Raw genomic sequence first — 17,320 nt, 5'->3', positions numbered from 1 at the left:
TATTCTTGAGTTTATGCTTTGAAAAAAACTTTACTTGCCCTAGGTTTAAGTTTAAGTACGGTCATAAGTTCTGCAGATGATTTTAATTCAGCCAAAACACCACAGTTTGAGGTGCCTGAAATAGGCAGTGGTGTGGGTTTTATTGATCAACAAAAAGAAAAAATGATTGGAGAAAAAGTTTTTCGAGAGGTGAATCATCAGTTTTCGACTCTTCAAGACCCATGGTTGGAAGATCAGTTTATGTTGGTTTTTTCACGTATTCTGAGCCAAACTCAACTCGGACAACCGATTGGTTTGATTGTAGTTAAAGATCCTCAAATTAATGCTTTTGCTGTACCGGGTGGTTTGTTTGCACTTAATAGCGGTATGATCACTTCATCAAAAAGCATGGATGAGGTTGCGGGGGTGATGGCACATGAAATTGCACACGTTACTCAGCGACATTACAGCCGATCACAAGAAGCTTTTAAAGGGCAGGGGTTGCTTGCACTTGCAGGGGTTGTGGTGGGAGCAGTGCTTGCTTCTAAGGCTGATGGTGAACTGGGTGGTGCAGTTATGTTAGGTACTCAAGCGGCACTTTTAGATCGTCAGCTGAGCTACAGTCGAAACCAAGAACGTGAGGCTGATCGTATCGGCATGCAGTTTATGTACAGTTCGGGCTATAACCCCGAAAGTATGGCTGATTTTTTTGAAACAATGAATCGTGCAACCAGTCGCCTTAGCTTTATGCCAGATTTTTGGTTGACTCATCCATTAACCACAGAGCGTATGAGTGAAGCGCGATTAAGAGCTAATCAATTTCCTCGTGTGCCGTCATCTAGTAATAACCAGCAAGAATTTGAGATTATTAAATGGTATACCAGTGTTATTTCAGATCAAGCAAATGAGCAAGAATTAAAAATACTGGCGCAACAAAAAAAATATGCAGGTTTATTGGCTCTGAGTGCCTTTTATTTAAGGCAGGGTGATTTTGTTCAAGCACAACAATTACTTGATCAGGTAAAGCAAATCAATAATGAGCATAACTTAGTTAGTTTGATTCAAACAGATATTTATTTGGGTCAAAATAAAATAGATAATGCATATCAATTCCTGATTAATAAACAACGAACGATTCCTGAGAATAGAGCCTTGGCATATAAATTGGCTGAAATTTATATTCGCCAGAATAGACCAAAAGATGCCGAAAAAGTGGTAAACCGATTTATTCATAAAAATAATCGTGATGTATCAGGTTGGTTGCTATTACAACAAGCGGCGAATTTAGAAAAAGACAATCCAATGCGTACTGTAAATGTGCTTCGAAATCGTGCGGAAGCTCAATATTGGTCGGGTGATGAAGAAAATGCGATCAAATCATTATTGCATGCCCAGCGGTTGGCAAAAGGTAATAATGCGATGACAGCTAAGGTGGAGGCGCGTCTAAAAACCATGCAAGATGAACGAAAAATGAAGTTATAAAAACTGATGGGTTGCTTTAAATTGAGCGGTTAAATAATGATTTCTGTTGATAAAGTTTGATTGTGTTAAGTATTTCTATGTTGTAAAAGTTGTGCCGATGAGTTGTTTGTTTTTTGTCTTATTTGAGGCGGATTTTGTGGTAAAAATAAAAATTAACTATCTATTTAGGATGGAAGAAGATAATCTTGTGGATAGTTTTTAGAATAAATTCGTTGATTTATATGAAAAAAATCATAATGGCTTTGGTTGTGGTGTTGATTTCTACTCAAGCATTTGCAGCAAATATTCCTGATCGTTATATTCGTGATATTGAAAGAATTTCAACACAATATAATGTAGATATGAGAAATTTTTTGAAAAGTTTAAATCCGCAGCTTACGCAATTTGATCCACAACAGCAGGCTCAATTTTGTAATATCGTAAGTCAATATGTAAATGATATGTATAAAACCACAGATCAGAATAGAGAGTATTTACCACTTTCTTATACGGCTATGACTAAGCAAGACATTATTAATAAGGTTATGGTTTCACCTGAGATGCAGATTTTAAAGAAATATAATATTCAGTGTGATTTGAAATAATGATTAAATGAATATATTGGCTATTTATTGAAATTGAGAGAGGATTTATTTTTAGAATATTTTAATTAAAAAATTGAGTGAGATAATTTGGGCTATTTAATTAATAGATATAGGGTTAAATAGTCCAAATCAAACAAAAAGTATAAAGATGAGTGGTTGGGATTATGCAAGTTTTGCTTTAATTTTAGCTGAAACTTGTGCAGGATCGGCACGTCCGGCTATGATCGGACGTAGAGAATTCATCACCTTACCCATATCTTTCATGCTAGTAGCTTCTTGCGCAAGAATAGTTTGCGCAATGATTGAATCAAGTTCTTCCTCAGTCATAGCTGCTGGTAGAAATTGAGAAATAATCTCAACTTCGGCTTGTTCTTTACTAGCTAAGTCTTGTCGATTGGCACCTTCAAAGGCTTTAATCGACTCTTTACGTTGTTTGATTTGCTTTTCAATGACCGCAAGAACTCGATTATCATCAAGCTCTACGCGTTCATCGATTTCAATTTGTTTAATTGCTGCTTGTAGACCACGTAGAACCGTTACTGTTGCCATTTCTTTGGCACGCATAGAATTTTTTAATGCATCAGCAATTTGGGTTTTTAAAGTCGTCATTTATTTTTCCAAGCAGTTAATTAGTCACAAATTAATTTTAGTAAAGGCGAGTAGTACGTACAGATTCACGCGCCAATTTCTTTTGGTAGCGTTTAACTGCAGCAGCTTTTTTACGTTTACGTTCTTGAGTTGGTTTTTCATAGAATTCGCGTTTACGAACATCAGCCAAAACACCCGCTTTTTCGCATGAACGTTTAAAACGACGGATAGCTACGTCTACTGGTTCGCCTTCTTTCAATTTAACTTGTGGCATGAAGAATCCTCATTAAGTTATGGATAAGATCTAGGCTGGATTGCCCGAGATCGCAAGTGAAGGACAGTATTTTACTCATTTACATCTCATACCACAAGTCTATAATGGCTTTGGCAAAATTTAGATACAGGTAATAGGCAGTTTAATGATCGTTCTTGGCTTGGAAACCTCCTGTGATGAAACAGGTTTGGCACTTTATGATAGTGAAGTCGGCTTAAGAGGACAGGTACTTTATAGTCAGATTAAACTGCATGCAGAATATGGCGGCGTTGTACCTGAACTGGCCTCACGTGACCATGTACGTAAACTTGTGCCTTTAATTAATCAATTACTTGAAGATAGTCAGATTCAAAAATCAGAAATTGATGCGATCGCGTATACGCGTGGTCCAGGTTTAATGGGTGCATTGATGACAGGGGCATTATTTGGTCGGACTTTGGCTTTTGCCTTAAATAAGCCAGCTATTGGTGTGCATCATATGGAAGGTCATATGTTGGCACCCTTATTGTCTGAAACACCACCAGAATTTCCGTTTGTAGCTTTATTGGTCTCAGGAGGCCATACGCAGTTAATGGCTGCTTACGGTATTGGTCAGTATGAATTACTAGGTGAGTCGATAGATGATGCTGCCGGTGAGGCTTTTGATAAAGTCGCTAAAATGATGGGTTTGGCTTATCCCGGTGGGCCAAATATTGCCAAATTAGCCTTACAAGGTAGTGCAACTGCATTTGATTTTCCGCGTCCAATGCTACATCAAGGCTTAAATTTTTCATTTAGTGGTTTAAAAACCTCTGTTTCAAATCAATTGAAAAAAGTGGAAGGGCAAGGTCGCGAAGCTGATATTGCTGCCTCTTTTCAAGAAGCATTGGTTGATACACTTGTTAAAAAGTCAGTAAAAGCCTTGAAACAAGCGGGTTTAAAGCGCTTGGTGATTGCTGGTGGAGTCAGTGCTAACTCGCGATTACGTGAACGTCTGGAAGCAGATTTAGCAAAAATTAAGGCGACTGTTTACTATGCAGAGCCTGCCTTATGTACTGATAATGGCGCCATGATTGCTTTTGCTGGCTATCAACGTTTAAAAGCAGGGCAACAAGATGGTTTGTCGGTAACCACGACACCACGCTGGCCGATGACAGAGTTGACTAATCCTGAACAAGCTTAAATTTCAGTAAAATTAAAAAAGAGGCGGAATGCCTCTTTTTTAATGCCTATGATTATTGGTTTTATAAACCTAATAATCTTCTGCTGCCTACCCAATGCTTTGAGAACTGATAGGCTGCACGACCAGAACGCTGCCCACGTGATTGACACCATCTTAAAGCTTCAGCTCGTACATCTGTTGTTAATGCAATATCACTTTTTGCGAGATAACTTTCTACAATCTCTAGGTATAGATTTTGATCCATCGGATAAAAAGATAGCCACAAACCAAAACGATCTGACAATGAAATTTTCTCTTCAACCGCTTCTTGAGGATGTAGTTCTTTATATTGTGGAACATCAACTCTAGTAACGGGCGTATTTTCATGCATAAACTCAGGGAGTAAATGCCGACGGTTACTGGTTGCATAAATAATAAAATTACTTGAACCTGATTGTAATGAACCATCTAGTACGCTTTTTAAACTGCGGTAGTTTTCATCTTCTGCATTAAAAGCAAGATCATCACAATATACAATGAACTTTTCAGGACGATTGATAATTAATTTTTGAATATCGGGTAGATCGGATAGATCATCTCGTTCGATTTCAATTAAGCGTAAGCCCTCATGTTTATACTGACTTAAAAGTGCACGGACAATCGATGATTTTCCTGTACCACGTGAACCCGTAAGTAAGACGTCATTGGCAGGCAAACCTTTGAGAAATTGTAGAGTATTCTGAATGACTTTTTCTTTTTGCTTTTCAATACCTTTTAAGTCATCGAGATGGCACGCTTTAGGTTGATAAATTGCTTTAAGTTGCTTGTCTTGCCATCTAAAGGCAGGGGCTGAAAAGTCAGTTTCTTGTTTGAGTTCAGGTAAAGCTTGCTGCAATTGTTGCAAAACTACAGATAAAGATTGGATTAAATGTTCAGGTAAATCTAAAGTCGGCATTTTTATTCGCTGAAAATTTATAATAGCCAGATAGTAGCATTAGCAAAGTATGCTGTTGTAGCCCGAAATTTAGATTTGATGATAAAAACCAATAAATAATTCATTTGAGCTATTGATAATCTTGGGGTGATCTCACATATTGGAAAAAAGCGAATATAAATATTTTGGATTAATATCAAATTAAAGAGGCAGCTATGATTTTAGATACAGTTCGTGATCTTAATCCACATCAGGCATATCGTATAAAAAAACTTAAAAGACAATTAGATAAATCGGAAAGTTATGATGAATGGAAGTCATTTGCTTTAAAATTGGATGAAGAAAGTGGAGCACAAGAGTGGAAATACGATAATAGTTCTCCTTATTTTGATGCAGAAATTATTTCATATCGTTTGAATTTGCTAAAACGCTATCGTCTACAACAGCGAACGGCAGATCTTATTTATATTTTACGTGAAGGCTTTAGTCATGATGTGGCCAATATTGGGCATCCAATGCTGTTTACCCAAACTTATTTTGGAACCAAAAAATTAATTGATGATTATATTGAAGAAGTCAGTAATGCATTGGCTTATATCGCTTCTGTAAAATGTGAAAATTTAAGTGTCAAAGATAAACTCAGTTTTTTAGAAAATTGTCAAAAAGCGTATGGACAACCTGCATTGATGTTTTCTGGTGGGGCAACTTTGGGTTTGTTTCATAGTGGCGTATGTAAGGCACTGTTAGAACAAGATTTGATGCCGAAAGTATTGTCTGGCTCAAGTGCCGGCGCAATTATGACAGGAATGTTGGGTGTTGCAGAACCCAGTGAAATTCCAAATTTGCTGATGGGAGATCACTTTTATAGTGAAGCTTTTCATTTCAGGCATATTAAAGAATTACTGAAAGGGAATGGTGGTTTTGCTGATGTTAAATATCTAAAGAAATTTTTGGTTGAAAACTTGGGTAATCTAACATTTGCCGAAGCTTTTGAAAAATCAGGCTTGGATATTAATATTACTGTCGCTCCATACGATGTATCACAAGAAGATGCACGTATTATGAATAAATATACCTCGCCAGATTTGTTGGTTTGGAGTGCGGTATTGGCTTCTTGTGCTGTGCCTATTTTATTCCCACCCGTTCGTTTAACCAGTAAGCGTTATGATGGGGTGCATACGCCTTATCTAGCCAATACACGTTGGGTCGATGGTAGTGTCCGAAGTGATTTCCCTCAAGAGCGTATGTCGCGACTTTATAACCTGAATTATACTATTGCCAGTCAGGTCAATCCACATATTGTGCCATTTATGCAGAATGATGCAGAGCGCTTCCGTAAAGACTTACTCAGTTGGCCTGAACGTATTGTACGTACCCAAGGTAAATTGGCTGCGATGGGGGCAATGGACTTTACCCGAAACAGAATGGGGAGGGTTCCTTCTGTTCGCCGACTACTTGATCATGGTTATGGTATTGTCGATCAGCGTTATTATGGCGATGTCAATATTGTTGGGAACTATAGCCTACGACATTATGGTTATATGTTGCAAAATCCTCGTCCGCATTTATTTAAGTTGTTGCAAAGAGAAGGTGAGCGTGCAACCTGGCCTAAAATTTCAAGTATTGAAACCCATGCGCGTATAGGTAAAACCATTCAACATTGCTTAGATGTGTTAAAACAGACTCCAGAAAATTCTGAAATTTCTAGTTCTAATGCTTAATCATGAGATTTTCGATGAATTACAGCAGGCATGTAATTCACTACATAGTCAAAGTTTTGGTCGTAGGTTGTATCAAATTCAACAAAGCAAAAATCAGTATTGGGTGAAAGCACAGCTTTTTGGATTCAATTCGATTAGTGAGCAGGCTTTTTTAAATGAGTTGTGTGTCTATCAGCGACTGACGCAACAAAAAAGTAATGTTTTATTGCCCTTTGAAATAGTCGATAGTCGGACACTATTCAAAAATGCTGAGCCGTATCTACAGCAAGCGTTGATCTTGCAGGACTCAATCGCACTTTTTGAACAATCACCCATTCAATGCAGCCATGCAGAGATACTACATTTGTTGTTGAAAAGTTTAGACGTAGTGTCTGATATGCATCAAGTCGGTTATTTACATGGGGATTTAAAAGTTGAGCACTTCCGAATTTATCATAAACAGTGTTGTTTAATCGATTTTGAACAAGCTATGTCACTTGATCAATTAAGACCGCATAATTCTGCGACGCCACGGTATATGGCGCCAGAATTATTTCATGCTGAAGCGAAATCGATTCAATCTGATATTTATGCTTTAGGCATTATTTGGTTGGAATGGTTAACACAGCGAAGATTACAAGAAAAAACCTATATGGATTGGGCATATTTACATTGTCAGCATTTAAAAGTGCAATTGTCTGAGCCTTTAATCATGCTAGAGCCTGTTTTAAGCGCAATGTTGCACAAAATAAAAAGCCATCGAGCGGTTAATATTAATGAAATAAAACAAAGATTAAGCAAATTTGTATAAAGTTAAAGCAGCGGTGGGTATTTTTGTTTAATATTGAATCAAACGAGAAGTTTTTTTATAAAAAGGCTTGTCATGACCTAATGATCTCTATAATATACACAGCCATTGGGGACGTGGCGAAATTGGTAGACGCACTGGATTTAGGTTCCAGCGCCGCAAGGTGTAAGAGTTCGAGTCTCTTCGTCCCCACCAAGTAACTTAATTAAGTGGTTCTAAAGCTTAATTAATTTGCAATAGAGGATTGGTGTAATGGTAGCATGACGGTCTCCAAAACCGTTCGTCAAGGTTCGAGTCCTTGATCCTCTGCCAAGTTTTATAAGAAACCACTTTAGTGGTTTTTTTATTCGGGGACGTGGCGAAATTGGTAGACGCACTGGATTTAGGTTCCAGCGCCGCAAGGTGTAAGAGTTCGAGTCTCTTCGTCCCCACCATATATGAAAAAGACAAGATTTATATCTTGTCTTTTTTTATGCATAAAATTTAAGGCACGTATTCAAAAGAACAAGCATGCCTTCAAGCTGAAGCTAAATTATTCTATTGATGATAGGTTAAAAATGGAATTAAACCGTCATTAGCAAAGATTCAGGCTTTTAGGTGATCTTCAAACTCTTCACCTAATTGTACGGCCAATGAATTCCCTGATAGTTCACAGGTGACTAAGCCATATTCTTTTTTAAAGCTGAAAGTAAATCCTTTACCATCGGCTAAATTTTTAACTGAATATCCTAATTTTTCTAACCAAATACGGAATGCGATTAAATTTTTTGCTTTCACAACCTTTTTCACAGTAAATTTCCTTAAGTCCTGTCTAATATTTTAATAGGGATACTCTTTGAATTTTTAAAGGGGAGATTGTGTAAAAATAATTTTTTATTACAAATTTTAACCAGTAATAAAGATTGATTACTTTAAATAGTATGGTGAATAGTGAGTTTTTTTTCGTTGATTAAATTGGTATTAAAATATAAATATATAAAATTCAATAGTTAGTATTATAGTTAGGGTGACTTTCTTTTAACTGAATATAGAAATAGGCTTTTAATGAACTTTATTTTTGAAGTATGTTATTTTATGTTTGGATGTTACTATCTTGCTCAATTATATGTAAGTAAAAATATCAAAAAATATTGTGAATCGTTGAGTAGAATAATTTTATTGAGCTAAATAGCTCCATCAAGCAATTTTTAAGTATTTACGGAATCGAGTGACTCAATAAATACTTGGTTTTCCATTTTGATTGATTAGAAACTATCTTTTAATTGGCGTATTTTGGCAAAATCTTCAGCACTTTCTGCTCGTAAAAATGGATTGGTTTCGAGTTCTAATTCTATCGTACTGGGTAGTGTAATTTCACCTCGATCACGAAGTAGCTGAATTTGTTGTGCACGATTTTGAATGGCTACATTATCAGGTTCAATATGCAGTGCAAATTGCGCATTAGATAGGGTGTATTCGTGAGTGCAATAGACTTTGGTTTGTGGCGGTAGGGCAGCTAAGCGATTCAGCGAGTGATACATTTGGGTAGCTGTCCCTTCAAACAAACGGCCACATCCCATTGCAAATAAAGTATCACCACTAAATAAAGTTTGTAGCTCATCAATAAAATAGACAATATGACCTAGGGTATGACCTGGAACGGCAATAACTTCTATCTTTAGGTGATGAAATTGGAAATGATCATCGTGTTGTAATGGGTGGCTAATCACATGGATTTTACTCAGTTCTTCACGTGGGCCATAGACTGGAATTTGATGATTTGAGAGTAAGTCGGGAACACCGCCGATATGATCTTTATGCCAATGTGTTAACCAAATTTGACTGAGGTTTAGTTGATTTTTTTGACAGTATTCTTCAACTAAGTGTGCTTCTGTGGGATCAATTACCACCACATCATGACTGTGAGTGTCTTCTAGGAGCCAAATGTAGTTTTGTAATTGATTTTGAACATCGATCACATGAATTTTAAATGTCATTACTATATTCCCATTATTCTTTATTTCAGTGTATGTAAAAAATAGCTACCATGTCACTAAAAACTAGATGTGGTTGGTGTTTCTTTATTGAACAATGTGTTTTCTTGTCGTGCTAATACTATGGTTGGTGATTGAAAGTTAATTGTCAAAAAGTCGAGGAGCTAGCAGACATGGTACTCAATAAAAAACCCTCTGGAGAGGGTTTTTTATACTTTAAAGGCTTATCTCATTTTAGAGAGCCAATCACCTAAGGTTTGCACAATTTGAACTAAAATTAAAAGTACAATAACAGTAAGAATTACCACACTGGTATCAAAACGCTGATAACCATAAGAAATCGCTAAATCACCAATTCCACCTGCACCTACAGCACCAGCCATTGCTGTTGCACCAATTAAGCTAATAGTAGCAGTGGTGAGGTTTAAAATGAGTGAGCTGCGTGCTTCAGGTACAATAAATTTAAAGATAATCTGCCAAGGTGAGGCACCCATAGCTTGTGCGGATTCAATAATACCTTCGTTGACTTCCAAGAGTGAAGTTTCAATCAAACGACCCATATATGGGCCAATATAGATGGTCAGGGGGACAATAGCTGCCCAAGTGCCAATGGAGGTGCCAACTAAAAATTTAGTTAAAGGGATAACGGCAATCAATAATATAATGAAAGGAAGTGAGCGTAATGCATTCACAATTGGATTTAATACATGGTGAACGATTTTGTTAGGTAAAATACCATTAGGTCGAGTCACTAAGAGAATAATCGCTTGAATGAAGCCCCAAATTCCGCCAAATAACATAGCAAAGAACACCATGTGAATGGTTTCTTGTAATGCGGTGATAAATTGGTCAATTGATAGTGAGCTGCGCCAAAATGGAGCTGTAACTTCAGTCAGCCATTGTACGATGAGATCTCTCATGCGGTGACTCCTGATTGTTCAACTCTCACGCCATGTTGCTCTAAAAATCCAATCGCTTGCTGAATAATAGTTGGATCACCCAGCAATTGAATAAACATTTGACCAATAACCGCGCCATTAATTTCGGTCATATTGGCAAACAGGATGTTCAGGCTAATATCGAATTGTTTAATCACTGCTTGCACTACAGTTTCCTGTGCAGATGTGCCTAAGAACTGTAGGTTATAAATACTATTGTGATTTTGATTGTCAAGATTTTTTAAAATATTGACTGGTAATTGTTGTTGTAAAACAGTTTGAATAAAATTTTTGGTGGTTGGATGCTGTGGTTGACTAAAAATTTCAAGGGTTGAACCGGTTTCAATCACCTTGCCTTGTTCCATGACAGCAACGTGATCACAAATAGATTCAATCACATCCATTTCATGCGTTACCATGACAATCGTAATATTCTGTTCTTGATTGATTTTTTTGAGTAATGCTAAAACCGACTTAGTAGTTTGCGGATCAAGTGCGGAAGTGGCTTCATCGCAGAGTAAAATTTTTGGATGATTCGCTAAGGCACGTGCAATACCGACGCGTTGTTTTTGACCGCCTGATAGTTCATCTGGGAAAGCATCTTTTTTATGTTTTAGATTAATAAATTCGAGTAATTCATTTAAGCGTTTTTCACGTTCTGCTTTACTAATACCAAGCAGTTTGAGTGGCATTTCAATATTGGCTGCGACCGTTTTGGTTTGCAGTAAATTAAAATGTTGAAAGATCATGCCAATATTTGCACGTTCATGCCGTAATGAGCGTGCATCCAGAGCTGTAAAATCTGTTTGATTGATAATAATTTGACCCTGAGTCGGGCGTTCAAGCAAATTAATCAAACGGATTAAAGTACTTTTACCTGCACCACTATAGCCGATGATGCCAAAAATACTGCCCGCTGGAATTTCCAAATTAATTTGGTCCAGTGCGTGTAAGGTTTGACCTTTAAGCTCATAATGTTTTGAAATGTTTTTAAATTCAATCATATCGTCAAAAACTATGCAAAAATGAAAAAACAGGCAAATTCACTTTGCCTGTTTCGTTCAAGAGATTATATTACTATTTTGATTCTGTAAGATAGCTTACAGGTTTATTAACATCAACTTTAGTTCCACCGAAGTGTTCTTGTACATATTTTCCAACAGCAGGTGAGTGATAAAGTGTCCCTAACTTTTGTAGAGTTGGATCATTTTGGCGAGACTCTGCAACCGCAATAATATTGACATTTAATTTGGTTGATTGGTCAATAGGCTCATGAAAAATAGAGTCTTTTAATACATTCAAGCCACCTTCCATTGCAAGTACATTACCTAATACGATGGCATCTACTTCGCTTTTAACGCGTACTGCTGTTGCCATTTGTACAGGTTTAATATCTAATTTTTTTGGATTTTCAATAATATCGCTTGGTAAGCCTTTCGCAGGATCAAAATCTGTTTTGAGTTTAACTAAACCAGCAGATTGTAAGAGTAATAATGCACGAGCTTCATTGGCTGCATCATTTGGAATGGCAATAGATGCACCCTCTGGTAATTCTTCAACTTTTTTATACTTAGTTGAGTAGATACCCATTGGTTCAAGATAAGTGGTTGCAAGCGGAGCAATCTTATCTTTGTTGTTCATATTGTATGCGATCATGTAGGCGTAAGATTGGAATGCATTGGCATCAATTTCTTTGTTGGCTACGGCAGTGTTCATTGAAACATAGTCAGTAAAATTTTGAACTTTTAAATCGATTCCAGCTTGTTTAGTTTCAGGTAAGGTTGCAATGTAGTTCCATATATCAGTGTCTGAACCACTTGAAGCAAGTGTGACTTTGGTTAACGTACCTGAAGCTGTATCTTTTACTGGTTCTGTTTTTGGAGCTTCCTGTTTGCTACATGCGCTAAGTGTTAATACAGAGGTGCTTAGTAGAATGCTAATCAGTTTTTTCATGTGTAAACCCTGAGCAGAAAGCGCAATATGCTCTATTGTCCATAATGCGATTTCAGTAATAATTTGGATTCAGAGTTTGGTTTTAAGTGCTTATGCTTATTCATGTATTTGAATATCTATCCAAGCGACAATTTGGTTATGCTGCCTTAAAACCATCTCTAAGATTTTATTCATCATATCAATAAATTTTAATTAGATATAGGGTTGGGCTTATTAGAAAAGTTTTATCAATTTTCTTTAATAATTAACGGTTTGTATAAATCAATATGTAAAACAAGTACTTTTGTTAAACTGAGTTAATGTTGTGATTTATTTTTGTACTTATTCATAATATATAAATATTTATGAATTGTTTATCTGCTTACTAGATATAGAAAAGCCTGCAATAGCAGGCCTTTCTTGAGTCTTTTTTAAAGATTAGGTGTTTTCACGAGCAATGGCACGATAACCAATATCTTTACGATATTGTGCGCCATCAAAAGTAACTTTTTCACATAGTTCTAAGGCTTTAGCTTGTGCTTCACCAATGGTATTGCCCAATGCGGTTACGCAAAGAACACGACCACCTGCCGTTACAATTTCACCATTTGCATTGACAGCAGTACCAGCATGGAACACTTTTGCATCAGTCATTTCTGTGTCTAAACCAGAAATAACATCATCTTTGCTTGAGGTTTCAGGGTAGCCTTTCGATGCAAGTACGATACCTACAGTTTTGCGTTCATCCCATTCAGCTTCGGCTGGTAAGTTGCCTTGGATTCCCGCTTCAACTAAATCCACCAAAGATGATTTTAAACGCATCATGATTGGTTGAGTTTCAGGGTCACCAAAACGACAGTTAAATTCGATCACACGGGGCTGACCTTGTTCATCAATCATCAAGCCTGCATATAAGAAACCGGTATAAACATGACCATCAGCGGCCATGCCATCCACAGTAGGGCGCATTACTTCTTTCATGACTTTGTCGAAAACTTCAGCAGTCACTACTGGAGCAGGTGAGTAAGCTCCCATACCGCCAGTATTTGGGCCTTGGTCACCTTCAAAGATACGTTTGTGATCTTGAGAGGTTGCCATAGGCAAGATATTTTTGCCATCAATCATACAAATGAAAGAAGCTTCTTCACCATCTAGAAACTCTTCGATGACAACACGAGAACCAGCATCACCAAATTTATTGCCTGCGAGCATGTCATCAATTGCATCAAATGCTTCTTGATTGGTCATGGCAACAATCACGCCTTTACCGGCAGCAAGACCATCTGCCTTAATCACGATTGGTGCACCATTTTTTTCAACAAATGCTTTAGCTGTATCTACTTCGGTAAAGACATCGTAAAACGCTGTTGGAATGTTGTGGCGTTTTAAAAAATGCTTCGCGAAAGCTTTTGAACCTTCGAGTTGTGCTGCAAATTGGGTAGGGCCCCAAACTTTAACATCCGCGGCGCGGCAGGCATCGACAACACCATTCACAAGTGGTGCTTCAGGACCAACGATAATTAAATCAACCGCATTGCTCTTTGCAAAGTCGATAATCGCAGCATTGTCTAAAATATTTAAAGCGACATTTTTGCATTTATTTTCAGTTGCAGAGCCTGCATTACCTGGTGCTACAAATACTTTTGCGACTTTATCATCTTGTGCGATTTTCCATGCGAGTGCATGTTCGCGTCCACCATTACCCAATACTAAAATATTCATCGCTTCATACTCCATGAATCGAAAATGACATAAAGTCCTCAACCCAAAATGGGCGAGGACTTTATGTCAGATTTAGAAATCTGTTTTAAACCACATGTATGACTTTGTCATTACAGCCGGGATTCCATCAATTAATGACGGAAGTGACGCATGCCCGTGAAGACCATAGCAATGCCTGCTTCATCAGCCGCTGCAATAGTTTCTTCATCACGCATAGAACCACCCGGTTGGATAATACATTTGATTCCTGCTTTCGCAGCGTTATCAATCCCATCACGGAATGGAAAAAATGCATCAGATGCCATAACAGCACCTTCAACCACTAAACCAGCATGTTCGGCTTTAATTGCGGCAATACGAGCAGAATTGACACGACTCATTTGACCAGCGCCAACACCAATAGTTTGACGATTTTTGGCATAGACAATTGCATTTGATTTAACATATTTCGCAACTTTCCAAGCAAAGATCAAATCATCAATTTCTGCTTCGGTAGGTGCAATTTTGGTGACTACTTTAAGGTCATCTTTTGTGATCATGCCTAAGTCTTGGTCTTGAACCAATAAACCGCCATTGACACGTTTGTAGTCAAGCTGAGTTTGACGTGCATCAATCGCAGGAAGTTCACCGCATACAAGAACTCGGACGTTTTTCTTCGCGCCAGTTACTTCAAGTACGCCATCAGCAATACTTGGTGCGATAATCACCTCAACGAATTGACGGTCTACAATCGCTTGAGCAGTCGCAACATCTAACTCGCGGTTAAATGCGATAATGCCACCAAATGCCGATTCAGGATCAGTTGCATACGCCAAGTCATAAGCCGTATGAAGACCATCTAAAGATACTGCAACACCACATGGATTGGCATGTTTAACAATTACACAGGCGGGTTTAGCAAATGATTTCACGCATTCAAGTGCTGCATCGGTATCTGCAATGTTGTTATATGAAAGTTCTTTGCCTTGTAACTGTTTTGCAGTTGCAACAGACGCTTCAGTTGCTGTGCTTTCCACATAGAATGCCGCAGATTGATGTGGGTTTTCACCGTAGCGTAAGTCTTGAACTTTATTCAATTGTGTGTTGAAGGTACGTGCAAATTTATCTGCTTGACCTTCTTCTTTACCAACACGAGCACCTAAATAAGAAGCGATCATGCCATCATATTGGGCAGTATGTTCAAATGCTTTAACGGCTAAGTCAAAACGAGTCGCATAAGATAGCGTACCATCTGCTTTCATTTCAGCAATCACGGTGTCGTAATCAGAGGCATTCACCACGATACCCACAGAGGCATGATTCTTTGCAGCAGCACGAACCATTGTAGGGCCGCCGATGTCGATATTTTCGATCGCATCAGCAAGTGAGCAATTTGGTTTCGCCACAGTTGCAGCAAATGGATAAAGGTTCACAATAACCAAATCGATTGCATCGATATCGTGTTCTTGCATTACAGCTTCGTCTAGACCACGACGCGCTAAAATACCACCATGAATTTTTGGATGTAGTGTTTTGACACGACCATCCATCATTTCAGGAAAACCTGTGTGTTCAGAAACCTCTACGACAGCGACACTGTTGTCTTTAAGCAACTTATATGTCCCACCTGTAGATAAAATTTCTACCCCAAGATTCACTAGGTTTTGAGCAAATTCAACGATCCCTGTCTTATCAGATACAGAGATTAAAGCGCGTTTAATAGTCATGAGTTTCGTCAACAATATTAAAGGTCTGGATTAAAAACAAATAGGCATAAAAAATGCCCACGGCGTGAGCATTTTAGCATTTATTCACTCATTAAACCGTGAGCTTTCAACTTTTTACGTAAAGTTCCGCGGTTGAGTCCTAGGATCTCTGCGGCACGAGTCTGATTACCGCGAGTATATTCTAGAACAACAGATAAAAGAGGTTTCTCCATTTCTGCTAGCACCATGTCATATACTTGAGATGGTTGCTCACCTTGCAATTGTGCAAAATAGTGGCGAACTGCGCGATCTACATGAATACGTAGAGCGACGTCAGATTGTGCAGTAAAAATAGGAGATTTGCTATTCATGCGAGTTTAATCCGAAAATCAAATACCACTTGAGTAAAGTGATATATAAATGAGGTCTAAAAAATATTTGAGCTCCGTTTCAGATCCTAAAACGGTTGGCTCTAAAACAAGAACAATTAGCTTGCCACAACTTGAGCAATTGAGCGAAAAATAAGCGTAACAATAGATTAATATTTGTTACAGCGCTCTTTCACGCAAAAAACGTTCTACTTGCGCAATATGGGTAATAAAGCACATAACTAGATTGTATTTTTTGTGAAAAATTGCGAGGAGTTTGCAGGACAAAGCTTTCGTGGCGCGTATGATACCATTGTCTAAGAAAAAATGAGCAAGAAAACTACATTTTTTTTAATTTTTTTATCATTTTTTTATTTTTAAGGATGAATTATTTCTAAAACATAATCATCGAAAGAGTTTCTTGCTTGATTCATCGTAAATTTAAACCGATATGGGCGCGCTGTTGGGATGCGGCTAATTCCACTCAATCCACCATTTAGATATTGTGATGAGTTCATAATATAAGAAGTGGTATTTTTTCCTTCAGCTTTGAGTGTGACTTTAATGAGGGGCAAGGCTAAGCTTTTTTCATAATTATTGATTAAAATACCGGAAAATTCGGTTTTATTTTTACCAATTTTTTCAACCTTGAGTCGTTCTATGTCCATTTTGCTATAGCGTTGATCCATTGTGTCGCAGCTTAAAATGGCACAGGTTTTTGTAAACAGAGCGTTTAATACAGAGTATTGATCTGTTAGTTTTGGGTTAAACCATAAAATTTGGAAACATAAAATGGATAGCAGGGTTAGATTAACAATACTCCAGATTAGGTAGTATTTGATGGTTTTCTGTGGCTTTTGATTTGTTGAGTTGGATTGAGATGATAAATGTAAAGCAGGAATGTTTTGCAAGGGTTCACTATTAAACTGATTTAAGCTATTTAGATAGGTTCTTAAATCAATATTAGAATTTTCTGTTTTGCGCTTAAATATATCTAAAATGCTTATCTCGGGTGTATATTCTGATTTAATCAGTCCAGATTTTTGCTCTTGAGAAGTCTGACTTTCTTGATTGATTAAACCGAGTAATGCATTAAAGTTAGTTGAGCATTTGGGGCAACAAACCATACCCTGAGAAACAGTAAGTTGCGTTACTGTGACTTTGTAGATTGAATTACAAGTTGGGCAGCGGGTTTGTTTATCAGTCATGCGT

General features: G+C 37.5%; 17 protein-coding genes and 3 tRNA genes. 8 read left to right on the top strand and 12 right to left on the bottom strand.

Annotated elements, in window-relative coordinates:
- The first annotated feature begins 18 nt into the window (after positions 1-18).
- Positions 19-1,461, top strand: coding sequence for a M48 family metalloprotease (locus B9T27_RS07430; protein ID WP_086206204.1), 1,443 nt, complete (start codon positions 19-21; stop codon positions 1,459-1,461).
- 221 nt (positions 1,462-1,682) lie between these two features.
- A complete protein-coding gene (locus B9T27_RS07425) occupies positions 1,683-2,045 on the top strand; it encodes a hypothetical protein (RefSeq protein WP_086206203.1) in 363 nt (120 codons plus the stop codon).
- Positions 2,046-2,207: 162 nt separating this feature from the next.
- Here B9T27_RS07425 and B9T27_RS07420 read toward each other — a convergent pair whose 3' ends face one another.
- Entirely contained in the window at positions 2,208-2,654 is a 447-nt protein-coding gene (locus B9T27_RS07420) for a GatB/YqeY domain-containing protein (RefSeq protein WP_086206202.1), read from the bottom strand.
- Positions 2,655-2,691: 37 nt separating this feature from the next.
- Entirely contained in the window at positions 2,692-2,907 is a 216-nt protein-coding gene (gene rpsU / locus B9T27_RS07415) for a 30S ribosomal protein S21 (RefSeq protein ID WP_001136722.1), read from the bottom strand.
- Between the two features lie 145 nt (positions 2,908-3,052).
- Between rpsU and tsaD the strand changes: the two genes are divergently transcribed.
- The gene (gene tsaD, locus B9T27_RS07410; RefSeq protein WP_086206201.1) at positions 3,053-4,069 is read left to right on the top strand and encodes a tRNA (adenosine(37)-N6)-threonylcarbamoyltransferase complex transferase subunit TsaD; all 1,017 of its coding nucleotides are present in this window, start codon (positions 3,053-3,055) and stop codon (positions 4,067-4,069) included.
- Between the two features lie 61 nt (positions 4,070-4,130).
- Here tsaD and B9T27_RS07405 read toward each other — a convergent pair whose 3' ends face one another.
- A complete protein-coding gene (locus B9T27_RS07405) occupies positions 4,131-5,003 on the bottom strand; it encodes an ATP-binding protein (protein WP_086206200.1) in 873 nt (290 codons plus the stop codon).
- Between the two features lie 194 nt (positions 5,004-5,197).
- On the opposite strand from B9T27_RS07405, the gene B9T27_RS07400 reads away from it, so the two are divergent.
- The 5 genes from B9T27_RS07400 to B9T27_RS07380 all read left to right on the top strand — a co-directional run bounded on the left by B9T27_RS07400 (position 5,198) and on the right by B9T27_RS07380 (position 7,924).
- Complete coding sequence (locus B9T27_RS07400) at positions 5,198-6,703, top strand: DUF3336 domain-containing protein (protein WP_416224392.1); 1,506 nt, start codon at positions 5,198-5,200, stop codon at positions 6,701-6,703.
- Positions 6,696-7,493, top strand: a complete 798-nt coding sequence (locus B9T27_RS07395; RefSeq protein ID WP_086206199.1) for a protein kinase domain-containing protein — start codon at positions 6,696-6,698, stop codon at positions 7,491-7,493. The genes B9T27_RS07400 and B9T27_RS07395 overlap by 8 nt, the downstream gene beginning before the upstream one ends.
- A gap of 107 nt (positions 7,494-7,600) precedes the next feature.
- A tRNA-Leu gene (locus B9T27_RS07390) sits at positions 7,601-7,685 on the top strand.
- A gap of 43 nt (positions 7,686-7,728) precedes the next feature.
- A tRNA-Trp gene (locus tag B9T27_RS07385) sits at positions 7,729-7,802 on the top strand.
- Between the two features lie 37 nt (positions 7,803-7,839).
- A tRNA-Leu gene (locus tag B9T27_RS07380) sits at positions 7,840-7,924 on the top strand.
- Positions 7,925-8,075: 151 nt separating this feature from the next.
- Here B9T27_RS07380 and B9T27_RS07375 read toward each other — a convergent pair.
- The 9 genes from B9T27_RS07375 to B9T27_RS07335 form a co-directional block, all read right to left on the bottom strand.
- On the bottom strand, positions 8,076-8,279 hold the full coding sequence (locus B9T27_RS07375) for a hypothetical protein (protein ID WP_086206198.1): 204 nt from the start codon (positions 8,277-8,279) through the stop codon (positions 8,076-8,078).
- A gap of 455 nt (positions 8,280-8,734) precedes the next feature.
- Positions 8,735-9,466 (bottom strand): hydroxyacylglutathione hydrolase, encoded by a 732-nt coding sequence (gene gloB, locus B9T27_RS07370; RefSeq protein WP_086206197.1) that lies wholly within the window; start codon positions 9,464-9,466, stop codon positions 8,735-8,737.
- A gap of 221 nt (positions 9,467-9,687) precedes the next feature.
- Entirely contained in the window at positions 9,688-10,383 is a 696-nt protein-coding gene (locus tag B9T27_RS07365; protein WP_086206196.1) for a methionine ABC transporter permease, read from the bottom strand.
- Positions 10,380-11,405: a methionine ABC transporter ATP-binding protein gene (locus tag B9T27_RS07360; protein WP_086206195.1), complete on the bottom strand. Its 1,026-nt coding sequence runs from the start codon at positions 11,403-11,405 to the stop codon at positions 10,380-10,382. Before B9T27_RS07360 ends, B9T27_RS07365 begins: the two co-directional genes overlap by 4 nt.
- 73 nt (positions 11,406-11,478) lie before the next feature.
- Positions 11,479-12,354, bottom strand: a complete 876-nt coding sequence (locus tag B9T27_RS07355) for a MetQ/NlpA family ABC transporter substrate-binding protein (RefSeq protein WP_086206194.1) — start codon at positions 12,352-12,354, stop codon at positions 11,479-11,481.
- 417 nt (positions 12,355-12,771) lie between these two features.
- A complete protein-coding gene (gene purD, locus B9T27_RS07350; RefSeq protein ID WP_086206260.1) occupies positions 12,772-14,055 on the bottom strand; it encodes a phosphoribosylamine--glycine ligase in 1,284 nt (427 codons plus the stop codon).
- 131 nt (positions 14,056-14,186) lie between these two features.
- Positions 14,187-15,761: a bifunctional phosphoribosylaminoimidazolecarboxamide formyltransferase/IMP cyclohydrolase gene (gene purH, locus B9T27_RS07345; protein ID WP_086206193.1), complete on the bottom strand. Its 1,575-nt coding sequence runs from the start codon at positions 15,759-15,761 to the stop codon at positions 14,187-14,189.
- Positions 15,762-15,841: 80 nt separating this feature from the next.
- Complete coding sequence (gene fis / locus B9T27_RS07340; RefSeq protein WP_001086304.1) at positions 15,842-16,111, bottom strand: DNA-binding transcriptional regulator Fis; 270 nt, start codon at positions 16,109-16,111, stop codon at positions 15,842-15,844.
- A gap of 374 nt (positions 16,112-16,485) precedes the next feature.
- Positions 16,486-17,316: a DUF3426 domain-containing protein gene (locus B9T27_RS07335; RefSeq protein ID WP_086206192.1), complete on the bottom strand. Its 831-nt coding sequence runs from the start codon at positions 17,314-17,316 to the stop codon at positions 16,486-16,488.
- Positions 17,317-17,320 lie beyond the last annotated feature (4 nt).

Origin of the sequence: Acinetobacter sp. ANC 4648 (assembly GCF_002135345.1) — a bacterium.
In the GTDB taxonomy this organism is placed as follows: domain Bacteria; phylum Pseudomonadota; class Gammaproteobacteria; order Pseudomonadales; family Moraxellaceae; genus Acinetobacter.
This window is presented reverse-complemented; position numbering and strand designations above follow the sequence as displayed.